This window comes from Nonomuraea sp. NPDC050536 (genome assembly GCF_044457685.1).
GTDB lineage: Bacteria > Actinomycetota > Actinomycetes > Streptosporangiales > Streptosporangiaceae > Nonomuraea.
Genome location: NZ_JBITHD010000007.1, coordinates 264,947 through 288,394 on the forward strand (window position 1 = coordinate 264,947; position 23,448 = coordinate 288,394).

The 23,448-nt window shown below is 69.8% G+C and carries 24 protein-coding genes; 18 read left to right on the forward strand and 6 right to left on the reverse strand.

Annotated features, from left to right (window positions below):
- Positions 1-16: 16 nt before the first annotated feature.
- A complete protein-coding gene (locus ACIBHX_RS22085) occupies positions 17-181 on the forward strand; it encodes a hypothetical protein (protein ID WP_397069038.1) in 165 nt (54 codons plus the stop codon).
- Complete coding sequence (locus ACIBHX_RS22090) at positions 182-475, forward strand: GNAT family N-acetyltransferase (protein WP_397069039.1); 294 nt, start codon at positions 182-184, stop codon at positions 473-475.
- Here ACIBHX_RS22090 and ACIBHX_RS22095 read toward each other — a convergent pair.
- On the reverse strand, positions 461-1,621 hold the full coding sequence (locus ACIBHX_RS22095; RefSeq protein WP_397069040.1) for a hypothetical protein: 1,161 nt from the start codon (positions 1,619-1,621) through the stop codon (positions 461-463). The two genes, ACIBHX_RS22090 and ACIBHX_RS22095, sit on opposite strands and share 15 nt — an antisense overlap.
- A gap of 32 nt (positions 1,622-1,653) precedes the next feature.
- Here ACIBHX_RS22095 and ACIBHX_RS22100 point away from each other — a divergent pair, with 32 nt between their 5' ends.
- A complete protein-coding gene (locus ACIBHX_RS22100) occupies positions 1,654-3,684 on the forward strand; it encodes a thioredoxin domain-containing protein (RefSeq protein WP_397069041.1) in 2,031 nt (676 codons plus the stop codon).
- On the opposite strand, the gene ACIBHX_RS22105 is transcribed toward ACIBHX_RS22100, so the two are convergent.
- Both ACIBHX_RS22105 and ACIBHX_RS22110 read right to left on the reverse strand, forming a co-directional pair.
- On the reverse strand, positions 3,670-5,772 hold the full coding sequence (locus tag ACIBHX_RS22105; RefSeq protein WP_397069042.1) for a transglycosylase domain-containing protein: 2,103 nt from the start codon (positions 5,770-5,772) through the stop codon (positions 3,670-3,672). The two genes, ACIBHX_RS22100 and ACIBHX_RS22105, sit on opposite strands and share 15 nt — an antisense overlap.
- A 108-nt stretch (positions 5,773-5,880) precedes the next feature.
- Positions 5,881-6,366, reverse strand: coding sequence for an Lrp/AsnC family transcriptional regulator (locus ACIBHX_RS22110; protein ID WP_397069043.1), 486 nt, complete (start codon positions 6,364-6,366; stop codon positions 5,881-5,883).
- 67 nt (positions 6,367-6,433) lie between these two features.
- Here ACIBHX_RS22110 and hppD point away from each other — a divergent pair, with 67 nt between their 5' ends.
- Genes hppD through ACIBHX_RS22160 form a run of 10 tightly spaced genes read left to right on the forward strand, consistent with a single transcriptional unit; the run spans position 6,434 to position 15,599 of the window.
- A complete protein-coding gene (gene hppD / locus ACIBHX_RS22115) occupies positions 6,434-7,534 on the forward strand; it encodes a 4-hydroxyphenylpyruvate dioxygenase (protein ID WP_397069044.1) in 1,101 nt (366 codons plus the stop codon).
- A gap of 34 nt (positions 7,535-7,568) precedes the next feature.
- Entirely contained in the window at positions 7,569-8,015 is a 447-nt protein-coding gene (locus ACIBHX_RS22120; protein ID WP_397069046.1) for an RDD family protein, read from the forward strand.
- A gap of 54 nt (positions 8,016-8,069) precedes the next feature.
- Positions 8,070-9,509, forward strand: coding sequence for a M1 family metallopeptidase (locus ACIBHX_RS22125; RefSeq protein WP_397069047.1), 1,440 nt, complete (start codon positions 8,070-8,072; stop codon positions 9,507-9,509).
- Positions 9,510-9,549: 40 nt separating this feature from the next.
- Entirely contained in the window at positions 9,550-9,879 is a 330-nt protein-coding gene (locus tag ACIBHX_RS22130) for a PadR family transcriptional regulator (protein ID WP_397069048.1), read from the forward strand.
- Positions 9,876-10,760 (forward strand): hypothetical protein, encoded by an 885-nt coding sequence (locus ACIBHX_RS22135; protein ID WP_397069049.1) that lies wholly within the window; start codon positions 9,876-9,878, stop codon positions 10,758-10,760. Before ACIBHX_RS22130 ends, ACIBHX_RS22135 begins: the two co-directional genes overlap by 4 nt.
- A gap of 33 nt (positions 10,761-10,793) precedes the next feature.
- Entirely contained in the window at positions 10,794-11,684 is an 891-nt protein-coding gene (locus ACIBHX_RS22140) for a hypothetical protein (protein ID WP_397069050.1), read from the forward strand.
- Positions 11,685-11,690: 6 nt separating this feature from the next.
- Entirely contained in the window at positions 11,691-13,406 is a 1,716-nt protein-coding gene (locus ACIBHX_RS22145) for a peptidoglycan-binding protein (RefSeq protein WP_397069051.1), read from the forward strand.
- Positions 13,399-14,067, forward strand: a complete 669-nt coding sequence (locus tag ACIBHX_RS22150) for an ABC transporter ATP-binding protein (protein ID WP_397069052.1) — start codon at positions 13,399-13,401, stop codon at positions 14,065-14,067. Before ACIBHX_RS22145 ends, ACIBHX_RS22150 begins: the two co-directional genes overlap by 8 nt.
- Positions 14,054-15,232 (forward strand): ABC transporter permease, encoded by a 1,179-nt coding sequence (locus tag ACIBHX_RS22155; RefSeq protein WP_397069053.1) that lies wholly within the window; start codon positions 14,054-14,056, stop codon positions 15,230-15,232. The genes ACIBHX_RS22150 and ACIBHX_RS22155 overlap by 14 nt, the downstream gene beginning before the upstream one ends.
- A 37-nt stretch (positions 15,233-15,269) precedes the next feature.
- The gene (locus ACIBHX_RS22160; protein WP_397069054.1) at positions 15,270-15,599 is read left to right on the forward strand and encodes a PadR family transcriptional regulator; all 330 of its coding nucleotides are present in this window, start codon (positions 15,270-15,272) and stop codon (positions 15,597-15,599) included.
- Between the two features lie 49 nt (positions 15,600-15,648).
- On the opposite strand, the gene ACIBHX_RS22165 is transcribed toward ACIBHX_RS22160, so the two are convergent.
- Entirely contained in the window at positions 15,649-16,824 is a 1,176-nt protein-coding gene (locus ACIBHX_RS22165) for an FIST N-terminal domain-containing protein (protein ID WP_397069243.1), read from the reverse strand.
- Positions 16,825-16,945: 121 nt separating this feature from the next.
- On the opposite strand from ACIBHX_RS22165, the gene ACIBHX_RS22170 reads away from it, so the two are divergent.
- From ACIBHX_RS22170 to ACIBHX_RS22180, 3 genes are all read left to right on the forward strand, one after another.
- Positions 16,946-18,385 (forward strand): sigma 54-interacting transcriptional regulator, encoded by a 1,440-nt coding sequence (locus ACIBHX_RS22170; protein ID WP_397069055.1) that lies wholly within the window; start codon positions 16,946-16,948, stop codon positions 18,383-18,385.
- Positions 18,386-18,446: 61 nt separating this feature from the next.
- Positions 18,447-19,163 (forward strand): hypothetical protein, encoded by a 717-nt coding sequence (locus ACIBHX_RS22175; protein ID WP_397069056.1) that lies wholly within the window; start codon positions 18,447-18,449, stop codon positions 19,161-19,163.
- A gap of 27 nt (positions 19,164-19,190) precedes the next feature.
- The gene (locus tag ACIBHX_RS22180) at positions 19,191-21,146 is read left to right on the forward strand and encodes a VWA domain-containing protein (RefSeq protein WP_397069057.1); all 1,956 of its coding nucleotides are present in this window, start codon (positions 19,191-19,193) and stop codon (positions 21,144-21,146) included.
- Here the strand turns inward: ACIBHX_RS22180 and ACIBHX_RS22185 are convergent.
- Positions 21,124-21,555: a DUF6292 family protein gene (locus ACIBHX_RS22185; protein WP_397069058.1), complete on the reverse strand. Its 432-nt coding sequence runs from the start codon at positions 21,553-21,555 to the stop codon at positions 21,124-21,126. The two genes, ACIBHX_RS22180 and ACIBHX_RS22185, sit on opposite strands and share 23 nt — an antisense overlap.
- 130 nt (positions 21,556-21,685) lie before the next feature.
- Between ACIBHX_RS22185 and ACIBHX_RS22190 the strand changes: the two genes are divergently transcribed.
- The gene (locus ACIBHX_RS22190) at positions 21,686-21,811 is read left to right on the forward strand and encodes a hypothetical protein (RefSeq protein WP_397069059.1); all 126 of its coding nucleotides are present in this window, start codon (positions 21,686-21,688) and stop codon (positions 21,809-21,811) included.
- A gap of 10 nt (positions 21,812-21,821) precedes the next feature.
- Positions 21,822-22,259 (forward strand): DUF2269 family protein, encoded by a 438-nt coding sequence (locus ACIBHX_RS22195; protein ID WP_397069060.1) that lies wholly within the window; start codon positions 21,822-21,824, stop codon positions 22,257-22,259.
- Here the strand turns inward: ACIBHX_RS22195 and ACIBHX_RS22200 are convergent.
- Positions 22,256-23,395 (reverse strand): cystathionine gamma-synthase, encoded by a 1,140-nt coding sequence (locus ACIBHX_RS22200; RefSeq protein WP_397069061.1) that lies wholly within the window; start codon positions 23,393-23,395, stop codon positions 22,256-22,258. The two genes, ACIBHX_RS22195 and ACIBHX_RS22200, sit on opposite strands and share 4 nt — an antisense overlap.
- Positions 23,396-23,448 lie beyond the last annotated feature (53 nt).

Below are 23,448 nucleotides of genomic sequence, written 5' to 3' on the forward strand. Positions count from 1 at the left end.
ACCATACACTGATGGGGTGAGCGTTCTAGCTGCTGGTGATGTGAGTCCGGGACTGCTCGGCTTCACCGTCGTCGCTGTGATCGGCATCGCCCTGTGGTTCCTGATCAAGTCCATGAACAAGCAGATGGGTAAGATCAAGGTTCCGCACGAGGCCGACATCGACGACAAGAAGGCCGAATAGATGTCCGTAGAAGTGGTCGACAACTCGGGTGAGAGCCGTTTCGAGGTCCACGTGGACGGCAAGGTCGCCGGGTTCGCCGACTACCGGCTGCTGCCCACGAAGATCGTTTTCACCCACACCGAGGTGCTGCCCGACTACGAGGGCAAGGGCATGGCCAGCCGGCTCGTCAAGACCGCGCTGGAGACCAGCCGCGACACGGGCCTGCGAGTGGTGCCGCTGTGCCCGTACGTCAAGGAGTACATCGAGCGCCACCCCGAGTTTTCCGGGCTGGTCGACGACTCAGTCAGCGGGTGACCAGGCGCGCTCCAGCGCTTTGGGCAGCCCCCACCAGCCCAGCGGCGTGAGCACGTCGTCGGCGTCGACGATGCCCAGATAACCCCACAGGGTCACCACCGAGGCGAACATGCTCTCGGTGCTCTCCAGGTCGTCCAGCTCGTCGTCCATGTCGACGTCGAAGTCGATGTCCTCCGACTCGGCGATGAGCCGGGCGATGCGCTCGGGCGAGGCCAGCACGCCAGGACCGAGCCTGACCAGGGCGGCCACCGCTGCCAGCCAGTCAGCGTGCTGGATCGCGCACAGGTTGGCCAGCACGGTGTCCTCGTGGCTGAGCTCGCTCTCCAGATCGGTGAAGATCTCCAGCGTGTCGCCGTCCTCCGACAGGTCGGACACGGGACCGGCGATGCCGGCCGCCACCGACAGCCACAACTCCTGGTCGTCGTCGGGCACGGGCCGGTCGGCGAAGCCCGCGCAGGCCCGCAGCACGTTGGCCGGGTAGCCGGGCAGCACGAGCAATTCGCGCAGCCGGGTCGCGGCCCGGTCCAGCTCGGCGACGGGCAGCTCGGGCTGCTTGGGCAGCTCGCCGAGTATGCGCCGCAGCTCGGCCAGCGCGTAGGCCTCCTCCTCGTCCCAGGCGGCGAACAGCTCCTCGTCCTGCTCGTCGCTGACGGCGAAGCCGGGAACCCGGCCGTCGGGCAGCGCGGTGCTCAGCCAGGTCTCTTGCAGCTCCTCGTAGGCCCGCCTGGCCTGCGGGTCGCCCTGGGCCAGCGCGTCCGGGTCGATGAGGCCCGTCTCGATCCGCTCCTCCAGATAGGCCACGAGCAGCGCGAACATCTCCTCGGCGACGGGCCCGCGCTCGTCCTCCTCTGGCCAGATGAAGTAGCTTGGCGTCATCAGAATCGGCTCGCTGCCGGTCGACTCGACCCAGCGCTGCACATCACCGACCGTGGCCACACCCGCCTCGATCGAGCTGAGAGTGGCCCTGGCCGAATCCCAGAACACCAGGGACAGCGGATTGCCCGCGGCGACCAGCGCCCGCCGCAGGTCGGGCATGGCCACCAGGGCCACCCCCGAGGGCACGGCCAGCAGCGCCCGCGCCACGTCCCTGCGCGTCAGGGCCGTAGCGGGCCGCCCTGCGTGCGTGCACACGAAGTCCAGGTCCACGCTCTGTAACCTACGCCGTCTAGGGTGATTTGATGAACCGCTTGAAGGACGCCACCAGCCCGTACCTGCTGCAGCACGCGACCAACCCGGTCGACTGGCACCCGTGGGGTGAGGAGGCGTTCGCCGAGGCTCGCAGGCGCGACGTCCCGCTGCTGATCAGCGTGGGCTACTCGGCCTGCCACTGGTGCCACGTCATGGCGCACGAGAGCTTCGAGGATCCCGCGACCGCGACGCTGATGAACGAGCGCTTCGTCAACGTCAAGGTCGACAGGGAGGAGCGGCCGGACGTCGACGCCGTCTACATGAACGCCACCCAGGCGATGACGCAGAGCGGCGGCTGGCCGATGACGGTGTTCGCCACGCCCGACGGCCACCCGTTCTACTGCGGCACCTACTTCCCGCGCGACACCTTCCAGCGGCTGCTGCTCGGCGTCCACCAGGCCTGGACGAGCGACAGGGACACCGTGCTCGCCCAGGGCTCCAAGGTCGTGCAGGCGCTCAACCAGAACACCGCGCTCCCGTCCGGGCCGCTGCCCACCGCGGAGACCGCGGCGCTGGCCGTACGCAATCTGCGCGAGAGCTTCGACGCGCGGCGGGGCGGCTTCGGCGGCGCTCCCAAGTTCCCGCCGTCGATGGTGCTGGAGTTCTTGCTGAGATACCGGAGCGCAGGAGCTCGGCCGGAGAGAGCGAGGAACGAGCCAACGGAGGCCGAAGCGGGCGCGACCATGGAACACAGCGAGCGTGCCATGAGCGGTGCGACGCTGGCGGCGATGGCGCGGGGCGGCCTGTACGACCAGCTCGGCGGCGGCTTCGCCCGCTACAGCGTGGACGCCGGATGGGTGGTGCCGCACTTCGAGAAGATGCTCTACGACAACGCGCTGCTGCTGCGCGTCTACACGCACTGGTGGAAGGCGAGCGGATCGGACCTGGCGCGCAGGATCGCCCTGGAGACCGCCGACTGGCTGCTGCGCGAGATGCGCACCCCTGAAGGCGGCTTCGCCTCTGCGCTGGACGCCGACAGCGAGGGCGAGGAGGGCCGCTTCTACGTCTGGACGCCGGAGCAGCTGACCGAGGTCCTGGGACCGGAGGACGGCCCCTGGGCCGCCGAGCTGTTCGAGGTGACGGGCACCTTCGAGCACGGGACCTCGGTGCTGCAGCTCCTGGCCGACCCGCAGGACGTCGAACGCTACGAGAGCGTCCGCGAGCGCCTGCTGGCCGCGCGCGAGCAGCGCGTACGGCCGGGCCGCGACGACAAGGTGGTCGCCGCGTGGAACGGCCTGGCCATCGCCGCGCTGGCCGAGACCGGGGTGGTGTTCGACCGGCCCGACCTGGTGGAGGCCGCCACGGCGGCGGCCATGCTCCTGGAGCGGGTCCATATCGCGGACGGGCGGCTGCTGCGCACCTCCCGCGACGGCCGGGCGGGCTCGAACGCCGGGGTGCTGGAGGACCACGCCGACCTGGCCGAGGGCCTGCTCTCGCTGTACGGCGTGACCGGCGACGAGCGCTGGTTCCTGCTGGCCGAGCGGCTGCTGGCGGACGTGCTCGAGCGGTTCACCGACGGCACCGGCGGCTTCTACGACACCGCGGACGACGCCGAGCAGCTGTTCCAGCGGCCGCAGGACCCCACCGACAACGCCACGCCGTCGGGGCAGTTCGCGGCGGCCGGCGCGCTGCTGTCGTACGCGGCGCTGACCGGCTCCACAAGGCACAGGGAGGCGGCGTACGCGGCGCTGGGCACCGTGTCGGTGCTGGCCAGGGGGCACGCCAGGTTCGCCGGCTGGGGGCTGGCCGTGGCCCAGGCGGCGCTGTCCGGACCCGTCGAGGTGGCGATCGTGGGACCGCACGACGACCCGCGCACGCGAGAGCTGCACCGGCAGGCGCTGCTGGCCGACGTCCCCGGGCTCGTGGTGGCGCTCGGGACGGGCGAGCAGTCTCGCGTGCCGCTGTTGGAGGGGCGCGGGCTCGTGGACGGCACCCCGGCGGCCTACGTGTGCAGGAACTTCGCCTGCCGGCTGCCGGTCACCACCCCCGAGGAGCTGCGGGCCGAGCTAGCCGCCGGGTGAGGCCTGGATCGTGGGCGGCGCGTTGCCGTCTGGGCCGCCCGTCGGTCCGTCGGTCGGCGGGCCGTTCTGCTCCGGCGGGCCCGTGTTGTCGTTCGGCCCGCGGGTGCTGTTCGGGTCGTTGATCGCCGGCGGGCTCTGCTCGGTGAACGGGGTGCCCGCGTTCGGGTCGGTGTAGCGCTTGTCCTGCTGGTTGGGGTCCTGGGTGCTGGGGTCGGGGTTGCTGTTGTAGTCGTTGTAGCCCAAGCCGTAGTTCGAGGGCTCGGGGAAGTCGACGACGGGCTTGCCGTTCATCGCCTCGGTCATGAACGCCCGCCAAACCTGCGCCGGCAGCTGGCCGCCGAACTGCACGCCGTACCCGGGGATGGTGACCGGTTTGTGGTCGTCGCGGAACATGTCGACGGCCACGGCCAGTTGCGGGGTGAAGCCGTTGAACCAGACGCTGACGTTGTTGTCGGTCGTGCCGGTCTTGCCGGCGACAGGCCGGTCGTAGAGCCTGGCGGCGGTGCCGGTGCCGTACTTGACGACCTGCTGCAGCGCGAAGGTGGCGTCGGCGGCGGCCTGCTCGCTGATCACCCGGGTGGACCGCGGCTTGACCACGCTCTTGGCGCCCTCGCCGTCGGTGACCGACTTGACCACGTGGGCCTCCATGTGGACGCCCTGGTTGGCGAAGGAGGAGAAGCCCGAGGCGTTCTGCACCGCGCTCACCGAGGCCACGCCCAGCGGGAAGGAGGCCGCGTTCTGGTGCGGCGCGATCTGCGCCTTGGGGATCCCGGCGGCCTCGGCGGTGGCGGCCACCTTGTCGAGCCCGACCTGCTGGCCGAGGTTGACGAAGGCGGTGTTGACCGAGTTCTGCGTGGCGCGCACCAGGTCGATGCGGCCGTAGGAGCGGTTGCTGTCGTTGTTGATCGGGTGGGTCGGGTCGGAGGCGACGTGCATCGGCGAGTTGCCGTCGACCCTGGTCGACAGGTCGAAGCCGTGGTCCAGCGCGGCGGCCAGCGTGTACGCCTTGAACGTCGAGCCGGCCTGCGCGGTGGAGGAGAAGGCGTTGTCGTACTTGGAACGGTCGGGGTTGCCGCCGTAGAAGGCGACGACCTCGCCGGTGGACGGGTCGACGGCGGCCAGACCGGTGCGGATCTTCTTGGGCACCCGGTCGGGCAGGACGTCCTTGACCGCCCGCTCGGCGGCGTCCATCAGCTTCTTGTCGAACGTCGTCACGACGCGCAGGCCGCCGCTGCTGATGTCCTCGTCGGTGTAGCCGCGCTGGTTGAGCTCCTTGGTGACCTGGTCGAGCATGTACTGCTGCTGGCCCTTGAGCTCGAAGGGCTTGCGCGGCGGCTTCAGTGTGGGGAACTGCTGCTCGGCCACCTGCTGCGTGGTGAGCGCGCCGGTCTGGCCCATCGCCTGGATGACCGACTGCCAGCGGGTCCTGACGGCCTCCAGGTCGGCGCCCTGCGGGGCGGCGAAGCGGCTGGGCTGCTGGATCACCGCGGCCAGGTAGGCGCCTTCGGAGATGCTGAGCTTGCCGACGTCCTTGCCGAAGTAGGCCTGGGCGGCGGCCTGGACGCCGTTGGCGCCGCGGCCGAAGTAGATCGTGTTGAGGTACTGCTCCAGCACCCAGTCCTTGGGCTTGGACTGGTCGACCTTGATCGAGATCAGGATCTCCTTGAACTTCCTGGTCACGGAGCGTTCCTGGCTCAGGCCGCTGTAGTAGTTGCGCACCAGTTGCTGGGTGATCGTGGAGCCGCCCTGCAGCTGCTGGCCGGTGACCGTGGACCACACGGCGCGCGCAGTGCCCTTCAGCGACACGCCGCTGTCGTCATAGAAGGAGCGGTTCTCGGCGGCTATCACCGCGTCGCTCACGTGCTTGGGCACGTCGGCGAGCTTGACGTTGCGCCGGTCGACGCCCTGGCGGGCCAGGACCGTCTTGCCGTCGCGGTAGTAGATCACGGAGCCCTGCGCGGTGGCCTGCTTCTGCGTGCTGTCGGGGATCGGCGTCATGGCCCACGCGACGGCGAAAAGGCCGACCAGCGCGAGGATTCCGACACCTACAGTGATCAACAGATAGCGGAGGATCCGCCGCTTCCGCATGCCCTTCTCCCCACCGCTCCGCACCCGCAACCCCCGATCTCGACCCCGACCACCTGGGCGAATGTTCAGGGTAAACGATCGATAACGGTGCTCTTCCCTCCGGCGATACTACGGCCGGCCCGCGCGATGGCGCGGGACATCCGCCACCAACGGCAACACTCGGTATGGGACCGGATTGTCGAGAGCGATGATGGAGGAGGTCCGCAACACCCCCTGAACCGCGACGATCCGGTCGATGACCCGCTGCAGATCGGGGTTCGAGCGGGCCACCACCCGGCACAGCAGGTCGCTGCCGCCGGTGATCGTGTGCACCTCCAGAACCTCGGGGATCCTGGCCAGCCCATGCAGCACCGGATCGTGCCCGGCGACCTGCCTGATCTCCATCGTGACGAACGCGGTGACGCCGTAGCCCAGCGCGGCGGGTGACACGTCCGGCCCGAATCCGGTGATCACCCCGCGCGCGATCATGCGGTCGAGCCTGGCCTGGACCGTGCCGCGGGCCACGCCCAGGCGGCGCGAGCACTCGAGCACCCCCAGGCGCGGCTCGGAGGTGAGCAGACTGAGCAGTTTGGCATCGAGTTCATCGACAGTCATGGACATAGTGTCCACTGATTTAAGTAACCCTTGCGCAGCTCGTCCACCAAAATCGAGAGTTAGCCCCATGAGCGACGTATTTCCGGTGAACGGTATGGACGCCGTGGTCTTCGCGGTGGGGAACGCCAAGCAGACCGCCCACTACTACTCGACCGCGTTCGGCATGAGGCTGGTCGCCTACCGCGGTCCCGAGAACGGCAGCAGGGACGAAGTGGCCTATGTGCTCAAGTCCGGCAGCGCCACGTTCGAGTTCAGGGGGGCGCTCAGGCCGGGAGGCGAGCTGGCCAGGCACGTGGCCGAGCACGGCGACGGGGTGATCGACCTGGCCATCGAGGTGCCGGACGTGGAGGCGGCCTACGAGCACGCGGTCGCCCAGGGGGCCACCGGACTGGCCAAGCCGTACACGCTGGAGGACGAGCACGGCAAGGTGGTGCTGGCGGCGATCGCCACCTACGGCGAGACCCGTCACACGCTGGTCGACCGCTCCAACTACAGCGGCGCCCACCTGCCTGGGTACGTGCCGGCCAAGCCGATGGTCGAGCCACCGGCCAAGCGCTACTTCCAGGCCGTCGACCACTGCGTGGGCAACGTCGAGCTCGGCAAGATGGACGAGTGGGTGGCCTTCTACCAGCACGTGATGGGCTTCACCAACATGGCGGAGTTCGTCGGCGACGACATCGCCACCGAGTACTCGGCGCTGATGTCGAAGGTGGTGGCCGACGGCACCCGCAAGGTCAAGTTCCCGCTGAACGAGCCGGCCATCAGCAAGAAGAAGTCGCAGATCGACGAGTACCTGGAGTTCTACGGCGGGCCGGGCGTGCAGCACATCGCGCTGGCCACCAACGACATCCTGACCACGGTCGACCACATGCGCGCGGCCGGCGTGCAGTTCCTCGACACGCCCGACTCCTATTACGACGACCCCGAGCTGCGGGCGCGGATCGGCAAGGTGCGGGCGCCGATCGAGGAGCTGAAGAAGCGCAAGATCCTCGTCGACCGCGACGAGGACGGCTACCTGCTGCAGATCTTCACCAAGCCGGTGCAGGACAGGCCGACCGTGTTCTTCGAGCTCATCGAGCGGCACGGCTCGCTCGGCTTCGGCAAGGGCAACTTCAAGGCGCTGTTCGAGGCCATCGAGCGTGAGCAGGAACGCAGGGGCAACCTTTAGTTTGTCATGACATGGTGGTGGTGATCAGCTCTTCATGGGATCACCACCACCATCGAAGCAGCTGGCGGGCCGCTGGCGGCGACTGTTCGCCGGCATTCTCGACGCCATCATCGTGAGCATCGTCTCCGCGCCCTTCGGCACGGGCTGGAAGGTGGTGTGGGACTCGACGCGAGGCGTGTGGGACCGCATCCCCGTGCAGCACGTGCTGATCACCTCGATCATCGGTTTCCTCTACTTCTGGCTGCTCGAGGCGTTCTGGAACGGGCAGACGCTCGGCAAGAAGCTGTTCGGCATGCGGGTCGTGCAGGAGAGCGGCGCCAGGGCCGGCGTCGGCCAGATCGCGCTGCGGGAGTTCGTCCGCGTCCTGCTGGGCTGGATCTGCTGCATCGGCGAGCTGCTCAACTACGGCTGGATCCTGTTCGACCCGCGCAAGCAGGCGCTGCACGACAAGGCTGCCAAGACTTTGGTAGTAGATGCGTGAAACCCCGTAATCCCCTGGCGTAGGCTGCTGGCCACGTACCAAAAGGGGGAATCGGTGGGGTCGAACCGGCACGCGGCCACCTTGGCGGTCGCGCTAGTAAGCGTGCTCGCCTGCTCTCCGTCCACCGGGGCGACAGTCTCGGGAGGGGCGTCGGGCGGGGCGTCGGTGGGGGCGCCGCGCCACAAGGACGCAGGGGCACCGGGGATCGGCGACAAGGACTTCCCCAAAGACGGCAACGGCGGCTACGACGTCGCCCACTACGGCCTCAAGATCGAGTACGAGCCGGCGAGCAAGCAGCTGACCGGCGTGGCCACCATCCAGGCCACCGCCACCCAGCGCCTCGACACGTTCAACCTGGACCTGTCCGGCCTCGAGGTCGGCGACATCCTGGTCGACGGCAACCAGGCCACCTACTCCCGCAGCGGTTCCGAGCTGACGGTCGTGCCCAGCACTCCGCTGGCCGACGGCGCCCGCTTCACCGTCCGGGTCTCCTACTCCGGGGTGCCCAAGCCCATCAAGGACCCGAAGAACCTGGGCACGTTCGGCTTCGTCCCGACCGCCGACGGCGCGTTCGTCGCCTGCCAGCCCGACGGCGCCAAGACCTGGTTCCCCGCCAACGACCACCCGGCCGACAAGGCCACCTTCGACTTCGAGATCACGGTGCCGAAGGGCGTGACCGCGCTGGCCAACGGCGAGATGACCAGGCCGGCCGGCACCGAGGGCGACAAGACCACGTTCTACTGGCGCGAGAAGCACCCGATGGTGACCTACCTGGCCACCGCCACGATGGGCAAGTTCTCCATGCGCCAGGGCAGGACGCCGGGCGGCATCCCGATCGTCGCGGCAGTGGACCCGAGGTTCAAGAGCTCGCTGTCCAAGCTCTACACGGTCTCCGGCGCGGTGACCGACTACTGGAGCAAGGTCTTCGGCCCTTACCCGTTCTCCTCCACCGGCGGCATCGTCGACGACTTCGCCGCCGGATACGCCCTGGAGAACCAGACCAAGCCCATCTACGGCGGGTTCGCCCCGGACGAGACGATCATGGCGCACGAGCTGGCGCACCAGTGGTTCGGCGACAGCGTGAGCATCGAGCGGTGGAAGGAGCTCTGGCTCAACGAGGGCTTCGCCACCTACGCCGAGTGGCTGTGGTCCGAGCACAAGGGCACCAACACCGCCGACGCCATCTTCAAGAGCTTCTACGAGCGGCCCTCGAGCAACGCGATGTGGAAGTACCCGCCCGGCCGCGCCCAGCCTCGTGACCTGTTCAACGAGTCGGTCTACACGCGCGGCGGGATGACGCTGCACGCGCTGCGCAAGACGATCGGCGACGAGACCTTCTTCAAGCTGCTGAAGGAGTGGACGTCCCAGCACCGCTACGGCAACGGCACGACCGCCGAGTTCATCGCGCTGGCCGAGAAGATGTCGGGCAAGGATCTCGGCGCCCTCTTCGACGCCTGGCTCTTCCAGCCGAAGAAGCCCGCGCCGCTGACCTAGCTCGTTGCGGATGCTCCGTTGAACGGAATAGCGTTTCCCCATGCCCAGGGGAACATCTGAAGTCAGCGAGCCGATGTACTTCGTGCTCACCGCCCTGCTCGGCGGTCCGCTGCACGGACACGCGATCAGCAAGTCGATCCAGGAGCTCTCCGGGGGCCGCGTCCGGCCCTCGGTCGGCACCCTCTACGGCATCCTGGAGCGCCTGCACGAGCGCGGCGTGATCACCGTGGACCGCGAGGAGACCGTCAACGGCCGCGCCCGTCGCTACTTCCGGATCACCGACGAGGGCCAGGCCCTGGTGACGGCCGAGGCCAGGCGCATGCGGGAGGCGGCGGCCCTGGTCCTGCGGACGGCCGAGGCCTCTGCGTGACCGCACTCGAGCGGCGCTACCGGCGCCTCCTGCTGGCCTATCCGCGGACCTACCGCCGCGCGCACGGCGACGAGCTCCTCGACGTGCTCCTGGAGTCGGCGGAGCCGGACAGGAGGGTCCCCGAGGGCAGGGAGGCGCTGGGGCTCGTCACGGGCGGCCTCCGCTCCCGCGTCATCCACCAGGCGACGGGCAGCCCGTGGATCGGCGGCCTGCATCTGGGCGTCACCGCGCTGGCCGCCGCCAACCTGGCCGTCATGCTGCCCTACCTGGGGACCATCCCCTGGTGGGTCACGATGTCGGCGCTCGCGCTGCTGGCCGTCCAGCGTGGCTGGATCCTGGCGGGGTTACCGCTCACCCTGGCCGTCGGCGTCAAGGCGGTGGCGATCGCCGGCGGCTGGCAGGTGCTCGATCTGACCCTGATCCCCGTCTATCCGAGCCTGCTCACCGGTCAGCCGCTGTTCTCCCACGACGGCCCGCTCGTGGTCGCCGCGCTCTACGCGCTCGTGCTGGTCGGGCTGCTGGTGCTGGCCACCAGGCCGGGCCAGGTCCGCGCGCGGTCATGGTGGTGGTGGGCGGTGGTCCCCCTGGCCGCGTGGGCGGGGCCGCAGTGGATGGCCGACGACGCGCTGTTCTCGATCAGCCTGAGCCGGATGGCGCTGGAGTTCGCGGGACTGGCCCTGGCCGCGGCGGGCGGCTATCTGGCCCGCGATCCGCGCTGGGCGATCACGGCCGCGATCTATCTGGCGGCGGTGTCGGGCGAGCTGGCCGCGGACGCCTACGACCTCGGCCTCACGAGACAGCATTTGGCCTACTGGGGCCTGCTCGGCGTGCTGACCGCGGCGGCCTGCTTCGCGCCTTATTGGCGTCGCCATCCGAATTGACCATACTTCGTTCAACGGAGTATGTTCGTCGCCATGCCCAAGAGATCCTTTGTGGCCGTGGCCGCCGTCGTCATGCTGACCGGCTGCGCGGGCGCCCCCCAGAGCGCGCAGCCGTCACCCACGGGAGCGGTGACGGACAATCGGCAACTGCTGGAGGCGGCCAAGGCGGACTGCATGAAGCAGAAGGGCTTCACCTACGTCGCCTTCGTCCCGCCCGAGAAGAAGAAGACCGCCGACGAGGTCAAGCGCGACAACGGCGACTACCAGTCGATGCGGGACTACCGCCGGAAGTACGGATTCGGGGTGTTCGCGGAGCTGGTGTACCCGAAGGAATTCGGGAATCCGGCGGTCAAGCCCGACAATCCGGTCATCAACCCCAACATGAAGATCCAGAGCGACCTCTCCAAGCCCCAGTTCGCCGCCTACCGCAAGGCGCTGGACGCGTGCTACGTGGAGTCGGTCAAGAAGGTGCTCGGCAAGACCCTGCGGTCGGCGAACGACTACTTCATTCAGGTGAACAAGGCCGCCAAGGAGTTGACCATCAGCCGCATCGACTCCGATCCCAAGCTCGTCGAGCTGGCCTCGGCGATGGCCGACTGCCTGAAGGGCAAGGGATACGCGACCGGGAAGACCACCCCGTCGGCGATGTCCGAGCGGGGCTCGGCCGAGTTCACGGCAGAGGAGGACAGGCTCGGCCGCGCCCAGCGGGACGACGTGCCCAAGGTCGCGCCCCCGCCGAAGGGCGACGACGACATCCCCATGATCTACATGCCCACGATGACCCCCGAGGAGGCCAAGCCGTACCTGGCCAAGGAGATCAAGGCGGCCCTGGACGACCTGGAGTGCGGTAAGGACTTCTACGCGGTCATCACGCCGCGGGAGAACGAGATCAACCGCCAGGCCAACGCCGAGTTCGGCATGTAGTGACCGATGGGATCCTCGCGCAGGAAACTGCTGCTCATCCTGGTGGGCGTGCTCCTGATCGCGGCGGCGGGCTGGGGGCTGAGCACGCGGCTGCTGTCCCCGGCCGACGAGGCGGCACGCCGTACAGCGCCCAAGGCCTCGCTCGTCACGGCCGCGGTCGAGCGGCGCAAGCTGGTCAGCACCGTCGTGGTCAGCGGCACCCTGGAGTACGGCTCGCCGCTGCCGATCACCCTCGCCGGGGTGGTCGGCGGGACCGCCACGCTGCAGCGCGTCACCAGGCCACCCAGCCAGGGCAGGCTCGCGGAGGGCTCGCTGCTGATGGAGGTCAACGGACGCCCGGTGTACGCGCTGCGCGGCACGATACCGATGCACCGCACGATCACCCCCGGCACCAGGGGCGACGACGTCAGGCAACTGCAGAAGGCGCTGCGCAGACTCGGCTTCGGCGGTCCCACCTCCGGCGTGTTCGACCCGGCGACCGTGGCGGCCATGACCAGGCTGTACGCCAGGGACGGCTACGAGGCCCAGCTGCCCACGCTCGCCGACAAGCAGACCTACGACACGCTCCGCAAGGCCGTACAGACCGCCCGGGAGACGCAGGCCACCGAGCAGCAGGCCCTCGACCAGGGGCGTGACGTGCTGCCGCTCAAGGTCAAGCTGGACAACGCCAAGGCCGGCAAGAAGGCGGCCGACCGCGCGCTGAAGGAAGCCGAGGCCCAGCAGCTCACCCCCGAGGACGAGGGCAAGCTCGCGGCCGCGGATTCGACCGTCCGCGCGGCCGAGGAGAAGCTCGCGGAAGCCCGGCAGTCGCTCGACCAGGCCAGGAACCAGCCCACTCCGACCCCGTCGGCCACCCCGCAGCCGCAGACCACCACGGACACGCGGCTGCTGGAGCTGAAGGTGACCAACGCGCAGGCGGAGCTGGACGCGGCACACCAGTCCTACGGACGCATCCTGGAGGAGGCCAGGCAGGGGCGCGAGAAGCGGCTCGACGACCTCCGCAAGGCCGTGCGCGACGCGCGGGACGTCCTGGTCACCGCCCAGCAGGCCCTGCGCCAGGCCCGCCGGCTGTCGCCCACCAGGCTCAAGGTGGCCGACGCGGCCAAGGACGTGACCGCGGCCAAGACGATGCTGGCGGAGTTCACCAGAACCTACGGCACGTCCATCCCGCCGGGCGAGATCGTGTTCCTGCCGAAGCTGCCCGCCCTGGTGCAGAAGACGAAGGTGAAGGCGGGACAGGCAGTCGAGGCCGACGTCGCCACGGTGACCAGCTCGTCGTTCATGGTGACGGGGGCGGTCGAACCCACCGAGGCCGACCTGCTGCGCGAGGGGATGGCGGCGAGCATCGAGCTCGACTCGGGCAAGACCTACCCGGCCACGCTCACGGCTGTCGGGGAGAAGGCCAAGGTTCCCGGCGACAAGGCGGCGGAGAACGGCGCGCAGCCGGTGCTGATCACCCCGAAGTCGATGAAAGGCCTCAACGGGCTGGCCGACTCCACCGTCACGGCCAAGGTGACCGTCGGCGCCACCGACACGGCCGTCCTGGTGGTGCCGGTCGCCGCGGTGGTCACCGCGGCCGACGGCAAGGCACGGGTGCAGGTGGAGTACGCCCCCGACCGGACCAGGCAGGTCGAGGTGCGCACCGGGCTGACCGCCGACGGCGGCGTCGCGGTCAGCGGCGACCTCAAGCAGGGCGACCGGGTGGTGATCAGCGGTGCCTGAGCCCGTCATCGTGCTCGACCACGTCGGCAAGCGGTTCCCCGCCGTGCGGGCGCTGGCCGAGGTGTCGCTGGAGGTGCGGCACGGCGACTACCTGGCCATCGTCGGCCCTTCCGGCTCGGGCAAGTCGACCCTGCTCAACGTGCTCGGCCTGCTGGATCGGCCCACATCAGGCCGCTACCGGCTGGACGGCACGGAGACGACAGGACTGCGTGACGCGGCCAGGACCAGGCTGCGCGGCGAGCGCATCGGCTTCGTCTTCCAGTCCTTCCACCTGCTGGCCCACCGCACCGTGGTGGAGAACGTGATGCTCGCCGAGATCTACGGCAGGCAGCCGCGCACGGGCAGGCGCGAGCGCGCGCTGCGCTCGCTGGAACGCGTGGGGCTCGGCCACCGGGTCGATTTCCTGCCCGACCGCCTGTCGGGTGGCGAGCGCCAGCGCGCGGCCATCGCCAGGGCCCTGATGGGCCGGCCCTCGCTGTTGCTGTGCGACGAGCCCACGGGCAACCTCGACAGCCGCAACACCGGCGCGGTCCTCGACCTGTTCGACGAGCTGCGCGCGCAGGGCATGACGATCGTGGTGATCACCCACGAGCAGGAGGTCAGCGAGCGGGCAGGACGCCGGGCCGGCATCACCGACGGGGTGCTCAGTGAACATCCGTGACCTGGGCGCCGAGGCCATGGCGGGAATGCTGGCCCGGCCCGTGCGCTCCGCGCTCACCACGCTCGGGACCGTGCTCGGCATCACCACACTGGTCGTCACCCTGGGCGTGGCCGCCACCGCGGGCAACCAGATCGTCGGCCGATTCGACGAGCTGGTCGCCACGGCCATCACGGTGGAGGTCCCGGAGTCCGGGACCGCGCCGCTCGTGACCTGGGACGCGCTCGACCGCGTCACCAGGCTGCGCGGCGTGGTCTCGGCCGCCGCCGTCGCCGAGTCCAAGGACAGCTCCAACCTCGCGGTGCGGGCCAACGCCATCGTCGACCCGACCAGGGTCACCCAGCAGACGCTGACCGTGATGTCCGCCACGCTCGGGCTGCCGGAAGCGGCCCGCGGCCGGATGGTGCAGGGCAGGTTCTTCGACCTCGGGCACGTCAGGCGCCAGGACCGGGTCGCGGTCCTCGGCGACCAGGCGGCCAGGATGCTCGGCATCACCCGCCTCGACCAGGCTCCCGCGATCTTCATCGGCAAGCACGCCTACACCGTCATCGGCATCCTGGGCGACCTGCGCCGCGAGCGGAACCTGAGCACCGCGGTGCTGGTGCCGCCCACCATCGGCAGGCAGTTCGGGCTGCGGAACGTGACCCGCGTCCTGATCAACACCAGCCTCGGCGCCGCCGGCCTGATCGCCAGGCAGGCCCCGACCGCCCTGTCCCCCGGCAACGCCGACCTGCTGCAGGTGGTCGCGCCACCCAGCCCGACCAAGGCACGCGACAAGGCGCAGGACGACGTCAACGCCCTGTTCCTGATCCTCGGCCTGGTCTCGCTGGTGGTCGGCGCGGTCGGCATCGCCAACGTCACCCTGGTCACCGTCATGGAACGGGTGCCGGAGATCGGCCTGCGCCGCGCGCTGGGCGCCGCCCGCCGTCACATCGCCGCCCAGTTCCTGCTGGAGTCGACGCTGATCGGGCTGACCGGAGGCGTGATCGGAGCCAGCCTGGGCGTGGTCGCCATCGTCGCCATCTCCGCCGCCAAGCAGTGGACACCCCTCCTGGACGTACGGCTGGCGGTCGCGGCCCCTGTCGCGGGTGCCGTCGTCGGCCTGCTGGCCGGGCTCTACCCCGCGTTGCGGGCCGCCCGGATGGAGCCCGTGGAGGCGCTGAGATGAGTTGCCGCACTTCGTGCGGCGAAGTATTTTGGCGGGCATGCCGAAGGGTGCGCCGGGGTTGAGCGAGCAGGCCTACTTCGTGCTGGCCGCGCTGCTCGACGGGCCGCTGCACGGGCACGCGATACTCAAGCGCGTCGTCGACCTGACCGACGGCCGCATCACGCTGCCCGTCGGCACCCTGTACGGCGCGCTTGACCGGCTGGCCGCCAACGGCGTCATCGAGGTCGAGCAGGAAGAGGTCGTCAACGGCCGCAAGCGGCGCTACTTCCGGCTCACCGACGAGGGCAGGATCATGGTCCACGCGGAGGCCAGGCGCATGCAGCAGGCCGCCTCGGTGGTCACCCGGCGCGCGCTCGGCGCCACCTGACCAAGCCGGTCGGCGGCCATCTCGGTGCCGCCGACGTCGACGGCCAGGATCACCGGCCGCCCGCCGTACCGGAGAAGACCAGGACGGAGGCGGTGAAGCCGTGCACGTGGTTCTGCCCGCCGACCGGGCCCACCTCGCCGGCGGCGAAGAAGCCCGCCACGCCGATGGGGCCGAGCGTGTCGCGCAGCGCGATGGGGTCGTGGTCGGCCGAGCCGAACATGGCTGAGCCGCGCCTGTTGCAGGAGAACAGCAACGCCCCGTCCACCCGGCCGATCCGCTCGAGGTGGGCGTCGAGCAGGTCGTAGAGGTCCTCGTCGGCGGTGGCGGCGTCGCGCACCTGGAAGCGGACGGTCCTGCCGACGTCGACCACGTCGCCGATGGCCACCGCCTCGCGCTCGGGGTCGATGCCGATCACACCCCTGATCAGGAAGTCGCCGCGCTCGTGGCGCTCGGCGTACTCGTCCATGGCCAGGCCGATCTGCAGCCCGGAGGCGACCAGCTCGCGGTCGTCCTCGTCCAGGTCGGTGACGATGTCCTCCAGGCGGGCCAGCGCGGGCTGACCGGCCAACTCCAGCAGCAGATTGTCCTCGGCACGGGTGACGACCATGGTCGGCCCGATGGGCCGGCAGCCCTGGCTGACCACGGTGGAGACGTGCACGGGCCCGCTCAGCAAAACGCCGATCGCGCCCTCGTGGTAGACCTCGCCGTCGGCGAACAGCCTGACCGAGCCGCGCCCCTGCAGCCCGTTGGCCAGGCCGCCGATCAGCGGCAGTTCGCCGAGCACGTCCACGGAGCGCTCGACGAAGGCGTCGGTCGGGAAGGAGTACGGGTCGGCCAGCAGGATCGCCACGTGATCGTCCGGCTTCCGCTCCGGCAACCCCACCACCACGAACCTGTCCTCGGCCGTCAGCGTGTCCAGGGCGAACGTGGTGATCCTGGCGCCCTCCAGGGTGGCCGCCCACGCGCTGACGGCGGGGGTCAGCTCGACGCCCTGCCCGTCGCCGATCACACCCGTGGCGCTGCAGCCGATCACGTTGGCGCCCGGCGCCAGCGCCATCGCGCGCTGACCCGCCCTGGCGACGTCATCGGGATCGTCACCGCAGATGAAAAAACAGACCAGGTCGGCACTGCCGCTCAACCTCGACAGCGCCTGGCCGACGGCGCTCTCCGCCGCCGCGACCAGGTCGGAATCCACGGCGAGGCCATCGGCGAAGCGGCTCGTCATCAGTGCCACGCGTCTCGCCTCCCTTGATATGACAAATTCCCTTGGCCCGATTCTCCCCACTGGAGCAACAAGCACTCGTACGAACCGTCACGCAATAGTCAAGATCCGAAATCTCTGCCAGATGCGAAACCTCTGCCACATTTCCCGCGAGGGACGTAGTCTCGTTCCCGTGTCTCAACCTCGAAATCTCCGCGAGTTGCGAGAGAGCGGCTACGTTCATCGCACCGTGAAACAAGAGGTCCGCGAGAACCTGCTGGCCAAGCTGCGGGCGGGAGAACCCCGGTTTCCAGGCATCGTGGGCTTCGACGACTCCGTCCTGCCCCATCTGGAACGTGCCCTGCTGGCCGGGCACGACCTGGTCCTGCTGGGTGAACGCGGCCAGGGCAAGACCAGGCTGATCCGCACGATCACCGGGCTGCTCGACGAATGGACCCCGGTGGTCGAGGGCTGCGAGATCAACGACGACCCGCTCACCCCGGTCTGTACGGCATGCCGCAGGAAGGCCAGTGAGCTGGGCGACGAGCTGCCCGTGGCGTGGCGCCACCGCGACGAGCGTTACGGCGAGAAGCTGGCCACGCCCGACACCTCGGTCGGCGACCTCATCGGCGACGTGGACCCCATCAAGATCGCCGGGGGCCGCACGCTCGGCGACCCGGAGACCATCCACTACGGCCTGGTCCCGCGCACCAACCGCGGCGTGTTCTCCGTCAACGAGCTGCCCGACCTGGCCGAGCGGATCCAGGTCTCGCTGCTGAACGTGCTGGAGGAGCGCGACATCCAGGTCCGCGGCTACAACCTGCGGCTTCCCCTGGACATCCTGCTCATCGCCAGCGCGAACCCGGAGGACTACACCAACCGCGGCCGGATCATCACCCCGCTGAAGGACCGCTTCGGCGCCGAGATCCGCACCCACTACCCGCTGACGGTCGAGGACGAGCTGACGCTCATCCGGCAGGAGTCCATGCCGGACATCGGGGCCGACATCCCCGAGCACCTCATCGAGATCATCGCCCGCTTCACCCGGCTGGTGCGCGAGTCCACCGCGGTCGACGCCCGCTCCGGCGTGTCGGCCAGGTTCTCGATCGCGGCCGCCGAGACGGCGTCCGCCTCGGCGGTGCGCAGGATGGCCATCAGCGGCGAGGAGCGCGCGGTCTCCCGCGTCTGCGACCTGGCCAGCGTCGTGCACAGCCTGCGCGGCAAGGTCGAGTTCGAGGTCAGCGAGGAGGGCAGGGAGACCGAGATCCTGGCCCACCTGCTGCGCCGGGCCACCGCGGAGACGTTCCGCAGCCGGCTGGGCGGCACCGACCTGTCGCCGATCACCGACAAGTTCGCCGAGGGCAACCAGGTGGAGTCGGGCGAGCTGGTGCCCGCGACCGAGCTGCTGCAGCGGATCGGCCCGGTCAGCGGCCTTTCCAAGGTCATGTCCAGGCTGGGCATGGGCGCGGGTGAGGAGTCGCCGGGTCACGCCGCCGCGGCCCTGGAGTTCGCCTTGGAAGGCCTTTACCTGATGCGGCGCCTGTCCAAGGACGATCTTGACGGGATGTCGGTCTACCGCACGTGAACATCCGGGCGGTCTCACGCGTCTGACTGGTGGAGATCACCACTTTCGGGGGAGACCGCCCATGCGTTCGCTGCTGGCCTGCGCCACCGCTCTGACTATCTGCGCCCTCGCCGCGCCCGCCACCGCCGCCACAGGCACGGTCGTGTACGGCTACGCCTGGGCGGACGGCACGTCCACCCTGCGCGTCACCCCCGTGACCGCCACGGCGCACGGCAAGCGCTACCGCCTCGAGCGGCTGCCCGGCGCCAAGGAGCTCAAGCTCGACTACTCCGCGGCCGATTTCCGCAGGGTCACCGCGGCCTGCGACCTGAAGGAGACCGAGGGCAAGGTGGCGCTCGACGCCAAGGGCCTCGGCAAGACCCGCTGCACGCCCAAGGACCTGGCCTTCGTGCTGTCGCTCGGCCCAGCGCCCGTGCGGATCGCCTACGAGGGCGGCAAGGCGGTCATGGTCAACGAGTTCCTGCCCGACGGCTCCTCGACCCGGTCCGCGACCGGCACCGTCAAGCGCGTCGACGACCACACGGTCCAGTTCGGCGGGCTCCGCCTCGGCTACACCTGGATGCTCGGCTTCAACCGCGTCACGGCCAGGTGCGCCGACCCGTGGCTGCACGGCAAGCCCGTCCACGCAGACAAGCACGGGCTGGGCACCAAGGCCTGCACCGACAAGGACTTCACCAGAGCGCTCAAGCCGCTGGCGAACCCCGTGCGCGTCCGCGTGGACTACGACCCGCTCAGCAACCAACTGCTCAACGTCTGGGAGGTCTTCGGCGACGCATAGCCGGGCATCTCGGGTTAGCGTGGGACGGTGAGCGCCTACCGCTATGGCGAGTACAACGACGGCCCCGACCCCCTGGCCCCGCCGTACGACGTGCGGGCGGCCCTGGACGAGATGGGCGACGCGATCCTGTCCGGCTCGACGCCCGTGCACGCCCTGCGCGACCTGCTCAAGCGCGGCCTGCCCGGCGCGCAGGACCGGCGCGGCCTGGACGACATGCTGCGCGAGGTACGGCGGCGCCGCCGCGAGCTGCGTGATCGTGGCCGTCTGGACGGCACGCTGGAGAAGGCAAGAGCGCTGCTGGACAAGGCGATCGGCCAGGAGCGCGCAGAACTGTTCCCCGATCCGTCGGACGACGCGCGGCTGCGCGAGTCGGAGCTGGACGGGCTCCCGGAGGACACCGCGAGCGCGATCCAGCAGCTGAACTCCTACGAGTGGCGTTCCCAGGCGGCCAGGCAGACCTTCGAGGAGCTGCGCGACCTGCTGCGGCGCGAGGTGCTCGACAGCCAGTTCAGGGGGCTGCGCGACGCGCTGGCCAACCCCGACCCCGAGGCGATGGAGCGCGTCCGGCAGATGATGTCGGACCTGAACGAGATGCTGGAGAAGGACGCCAGGGGCGAGCACACCCAGGCCGACTTCGATGACTTCATGGGCAAGTACGGAGATCTCTTCCCCGAGAACCCGCGAAACCTCGAGGAACTGGTCGACATCCTGGCCCGCCGTGCCGCCGCCACCCAGCGGATGCTGGCCTCGATGACCCCGCGCCAGCGCGAGGAGCTCAGCAACCTGATCAACCAGACGCTGGAGCAGGCGGGCCTGGCCGACCAGATGCGCCGCCTGGGCGAGGCGCTCTACGCCCGCAGGCCCGACCTGGCCTGGGGCGGGCAGGAGCGGATGACGGGCGAGGAGCCGCTCGGCATGGGCGACGCCGTCACCGCGCTCGAGGAGCTGGCCGACCTGACCCAGCTGGAGTCGGCGCTGCGCCAGGACTACCCGGGCGCCCGGCTGGACGACATCGACGAGGCCGCGGTCAGGCGCGCGCTCGGCCGCTCGGCGGTCGACGACCTGGAGGCGCTGCGGCGGATCGAGCGGGAGCTGGAGGAGCAGGGCTACCTGCTGCGCCGCCGCGGCAAGCTGGAGCTGACCCCCAAGGCGGTGCGCAGGCTCGGCGAGACGGCGCTGCGGCGGGTGTTCTCCTCGCTGGACGCGGGCCGCCGCGGCGACCACGACCAGCACGACGCCGGCGCGGCCGGGGAGCTGACCGGGTCGTCCAGACCGTGGCGCTTCGGCGACGAGCAGCCCATCGACGTGGTCCGCACGCTGGTCAACGGCGTACGCAACGGCGGCCTGCGCACCGGCACGGCCGTGAAGCTGTCGGTGGACGACTTCGAGGTGGCCGAGACCGAGCGGCGCAGCGCGGCGGCGGTGTGCCTGCTGGTGGACCTGTCGTACTCGATGGCGCTGCGGGGCACGTGGGCGGCGGCCAAGCAGACGGCGCTGGCGCTGCAGGCGCTGGTGGCCTCGAAGTTCCCGCAGGACGCGGTGCAGATCATCGGGTTCTCGAACTACGCCAGGGTGCTGCAGCCCGACGAATTGGCCGGGCTCGACTGGGACATGGTCCAGGGCACGAACCTGCACCACGCGCTGCTGATCGCCGGGCGGCATCTGGATCGGCATCCGGACTTCGAGCCGGTGGTGCTGGTGGTCACCGACGGCGAGCCGACGGCGCACCTGATGCGCAACGGGCGCTCGGCCTTCGAGTGGCCGCCCTCGCGGGAGACGCTGGAGCTCACGCTGGCCGAGGTGGACAAGATGACCAGGCGGCGCGCCACGATCAACGTGTTCATGCTGGCCGGGGACGAGCGCCTCAAGGAGTTCGTGGACGAGGTGGCCCGCCGTAACGGTGGCCGGGTCTTCTCACCCAGCGCCGACCGCCTGGGCGAGTACGTGGTGAGCGACTTCCTCAGACTCCGGCGATCGCGCTAGGGCCGCCGTAGAAGTCCAGCGCGACGTCGAAGCCGTCGCGGCAGTTGCGGTGCGAGCGGTAGCAGGGACGCCAGGCGCTGCTGGCGCCCACGCCGGTGCGGGCGTCGGACAGGGCCTCGGGGACGCGCTCCGGTTTGGGCAGCAGCCCGTGGCCCAGGTAGCGCACGTCGGTCAGCTCGGCGTGCGCGCCGCGCTCGCCGGAGACGAAGCGGCCCAGCCGCCAGCCGCTCTCCTCGTCCCAGACCAGCGCGTTGCCGTCGCCGAGCCTGACGGTGGCGTCACGTGGGTCGCAGGGACCCTCCCACCACTCGGTCACCTCGGCTCCGAGCAGGTCGACAACGCGCCGCACGTAGCTGACCGGCTGGCGCAGCCATTCGTCGGTGTAGGGCTCGACATGCCTGATGGCCACGACCAGAAACCTCTCGTGGTGCAGAAAACGGAGACATGCCACCTTACCTGCGCCGAACTAATTGTGTTGCCGAGGCGTCTAGTCATTACGGACGATATTTACGTCCGGGACGGGGAAGGAGGGGAGCCCATTGCTTGCCGCAATCGTCCTTGTCGTCCTCATGGCGGTGGCCGTGGCCGCCAGCGAGCTGATCATGCGCTGCTCTCACGCGCGCAAAGAGAGTGTCGACTCCCCCAGCGAGATCACCGGGGACTAGTCTCTCGGGCATGTCGCCCCTGCTGACTTGGCTCCACGTCGGATTCGCCATCTTCACGATCGGTCCGCTCACCGCCGTGACCATGGCCGCGCCGCGCGCCATCAGAAACAAGAACGTCGCCGTGCTGCAGAACCTGCAGCGCACGGCCAGGATCTACAGCCTGGGCTCGCTCGGGGTGCTGATCTTCGGTCTCGCGCTCGGGCTGAACATGGGCAACGGCGTGCTCGGCCAGTGGTACATGACGGCCTCGATGACACTGTTCATCGTGGCCGCGGTGCTGCTGGTCATCATCGACCGCGACCTGCGCACCGCCGTCCGGGCGCTCTCCAGCGAGAGCCCGGACGACGACGCGAAGGTGCAGAACGGCAGGATCGCCGCGCTCAGCGGCATCGTGGCGCTGATCTGGCTGGTGATCCTCTTCCTGATGATCGTGCCGACCGCGCGCTAGCCCAGCGCCTGAGTGAGGTCGGCGAGCAGGTCGTCGACCGTCTCGATGCCGACCGACAGGCGCACCAGATCGGCGGGCACCTCAAGAGGCGAGCCCGCCGCCGAGGCGTGCGTCATGCGGCCGGGGTGCTCGATCAGGGACTCGACCCCGCCCAGCGACTCGCCCAGCGTGAACAGCTTGGCGGCGTTGCAGACCTTGACGGCCTCCTCCTCGCCGCCGGCGACGCGGAACGACACCATGCCGCCGAAGCGCTTCATCTGCTTGGCGGCCACCTCGTGACCCGAGTGCTCGGCCAGGCCCGGGTAGAGCACCTGGGTGACGCGCGGGTGCGCGAGCAGCAGGTCGACGATCCGCTCGGCGTTGTCGCAGTGGCGGTCCATCCGCACGCCGAGCGTCTTGAGCCCGCGCAGCGTCAGCCAGGCGTCGAACGGCCCGGCCACCGCGCCGATCGCGTTCTGGTGGTAGGCCAGCTCGTCGCCCAGCCCCTTGTCCGCGGCGATCAGCGCGCCGCCGACCACGTCGGAGTGTCCGCCGATGTACTTGGTCGTGGAGTGCACGACGACGTCGGCCCCCAGCTCGAGCGGCCGCTGCAGGTACGGCGAGGCGAAGGTGTTGTCCACGACGAGCAGAGCGCCGCAGTCGTGGGCCAGCTGCGCGAGCCCGGCGATGTCGGCGATGCCGAGCAGCGGGTTCGTCGGCGACTCCACCCAGATGATCTTCGTCTTCTGGGTCATGGCGGTGGCCACGGCGTCCAGGCTGCCCAGCGGAACCGGGTCGAAGCGCAGGTCCCAGCGGCTGTTCACCTTGGCGAAGAGCCGGTAGGTGCCCCCGTAGGCGTCGTTGGGGATGATCACGTGGTCGTGCGGCTTGCACACGGTCCGCAGCAGGGTGTCCTCGGCGGCGAGCCCCGAGGCGAACGCCAGCCCGCGCGCGCCGCCCTCCACCGCGGCCAGCGCCTCTTCCAGCGCGGTGCGGGTGGGATTGGCCGAGCGGCTGTACTCGTAGCCGGAACGCAGGCCGCCGACGCCGTCCTGCTTGTAGGTCGAGGTGGCGTAGATGGGCGGTACCACGGCACCGGTCAGCGGGTCAGGCTCTTGACCTGCGTGGATCGCCAGGGTTTCGAAACCGTTGCTCATACGGCCCACGGTAACGGAAGCGGCCCGCGATCCGTCCCCCAACCGATCGCGGG

What these genes read in the sequence shown, in the direction of transcription:
- ACIBHX_RS22090 (WP_397069039.1), top strand. Translation starts at nt 182, where the DNA reads ATGTCCGTAGAAGTGGTCGACAACTCGGGTGAGAGCCGTTTCGAGGTC.
- ACIBHX_RS22100 (WP_397069041.1), top strand. Translation starts at nt 1,654, where the DNA reads ATGAACCGCTTGAAGGACGCCACCAGCCCGTACCTGCTGCAGCACGCG.
- ACIBHX_RS22105 (WP_397069042.1), bottom strand. Translation starts at nt 5,772, where the DNA reads ATGCGGAAGCGGCGGATCCTCCGCTATCTGTTGATCACTGTAGGTGTC.
- ACIBHX_RS22110 (WP_397069043.1), bottom strand. Translation starts at nt 6,366, where the DNA reads ATGACTGTCGATGAACTCGATGCCAAACTGCTCAGTCTGCTCACCTCC.
- hppD (WP_397069044.1), top strand. Translation starts at nt 6,434, where the DNA reads ATGAGCGACGTATTTCCGGTGAACGGTATGGACGCCGTGGTCTTCGCG.
- ACIBHX_RS22120 (WP_397069046.1), top strand. Translation starts at nt 7,569, where the DNA reads ATGGGATCACCACCACCATCGAAGCAGCTGGCGGGCCGCTGGCGGCGA.
- ACIBHX_RS22130 (WP_397069048.1), top strand. Translation starts at nt 9,550, where the DNA reads ATGCCCAGGGGAACATCTGAAGTCAGCGAGCCGATGTACTTCGTGCTC.
- ACIBHX_RS22140 (WP_397069050.1), top strand. Translation starts at nt 10,794, where the DNA reads ATGCCCAAGAGATCCTTTGTGGCCGTGGCCGCCGTCGTCATGCTGACC.
- ACIBHX_RS22145 (WP_397069051.1), top strand. Translation starts at nt 11,691, where the DNA reads ATGGGATCCTCGCGCAGGAAACTGCTGCTCATCCTGGTGGGCGTGCTC.
- ACIBHX_RS22160 (WP_397069054.1), top strand. Translation starts at nt 15,270, where the DNA reads ATGCCGAAGGGTGCGCCGGGGTTGAGCGAGCAGGCCTACTTCGTGCTG.
- ACIBHX_RS22165 (WP_397069243.1), bottom strand. Translation starts at nt 16,824, where the DNA reads ATGACGAGCCGCTTCGCCGATGGCCTCGCCGTGGATTCCGACCTGGTC.
- ACIBHX_RS22170 (WP_397069055.1), top strand. Translation starts at nt 16,946, where the DNA reads ATGCGAAACCTCTGCCACATTTCCCGCGAGGGACGTAGTCTCGTTCCC.
- ACIBHX_RS22175 (WP_397069056.1), top strand. Translation starts at nt 18,447, where the DNA reads ATGCGTTCGCTGCTGGCCTGCGCCACCGCTCTGACTATCTGCGCCCTC.
- ACIBHX_RS22195 (WP_397069060.1), top strand. Translation starts at nt 21,822, where the DNA reads ATGTCGCCCCTGCTGACTTGGCTCCACGTCGGATTCGCCATCTTCACG.
- ACIBHX_RS22200 (WP_397069061.1), bottom strand. Translation starts at nt 23,395, where the DNA reads ATGAGCAACGGTTTCGAAACCCTGGCGATCCACGCAGGTCAAGAGCCT.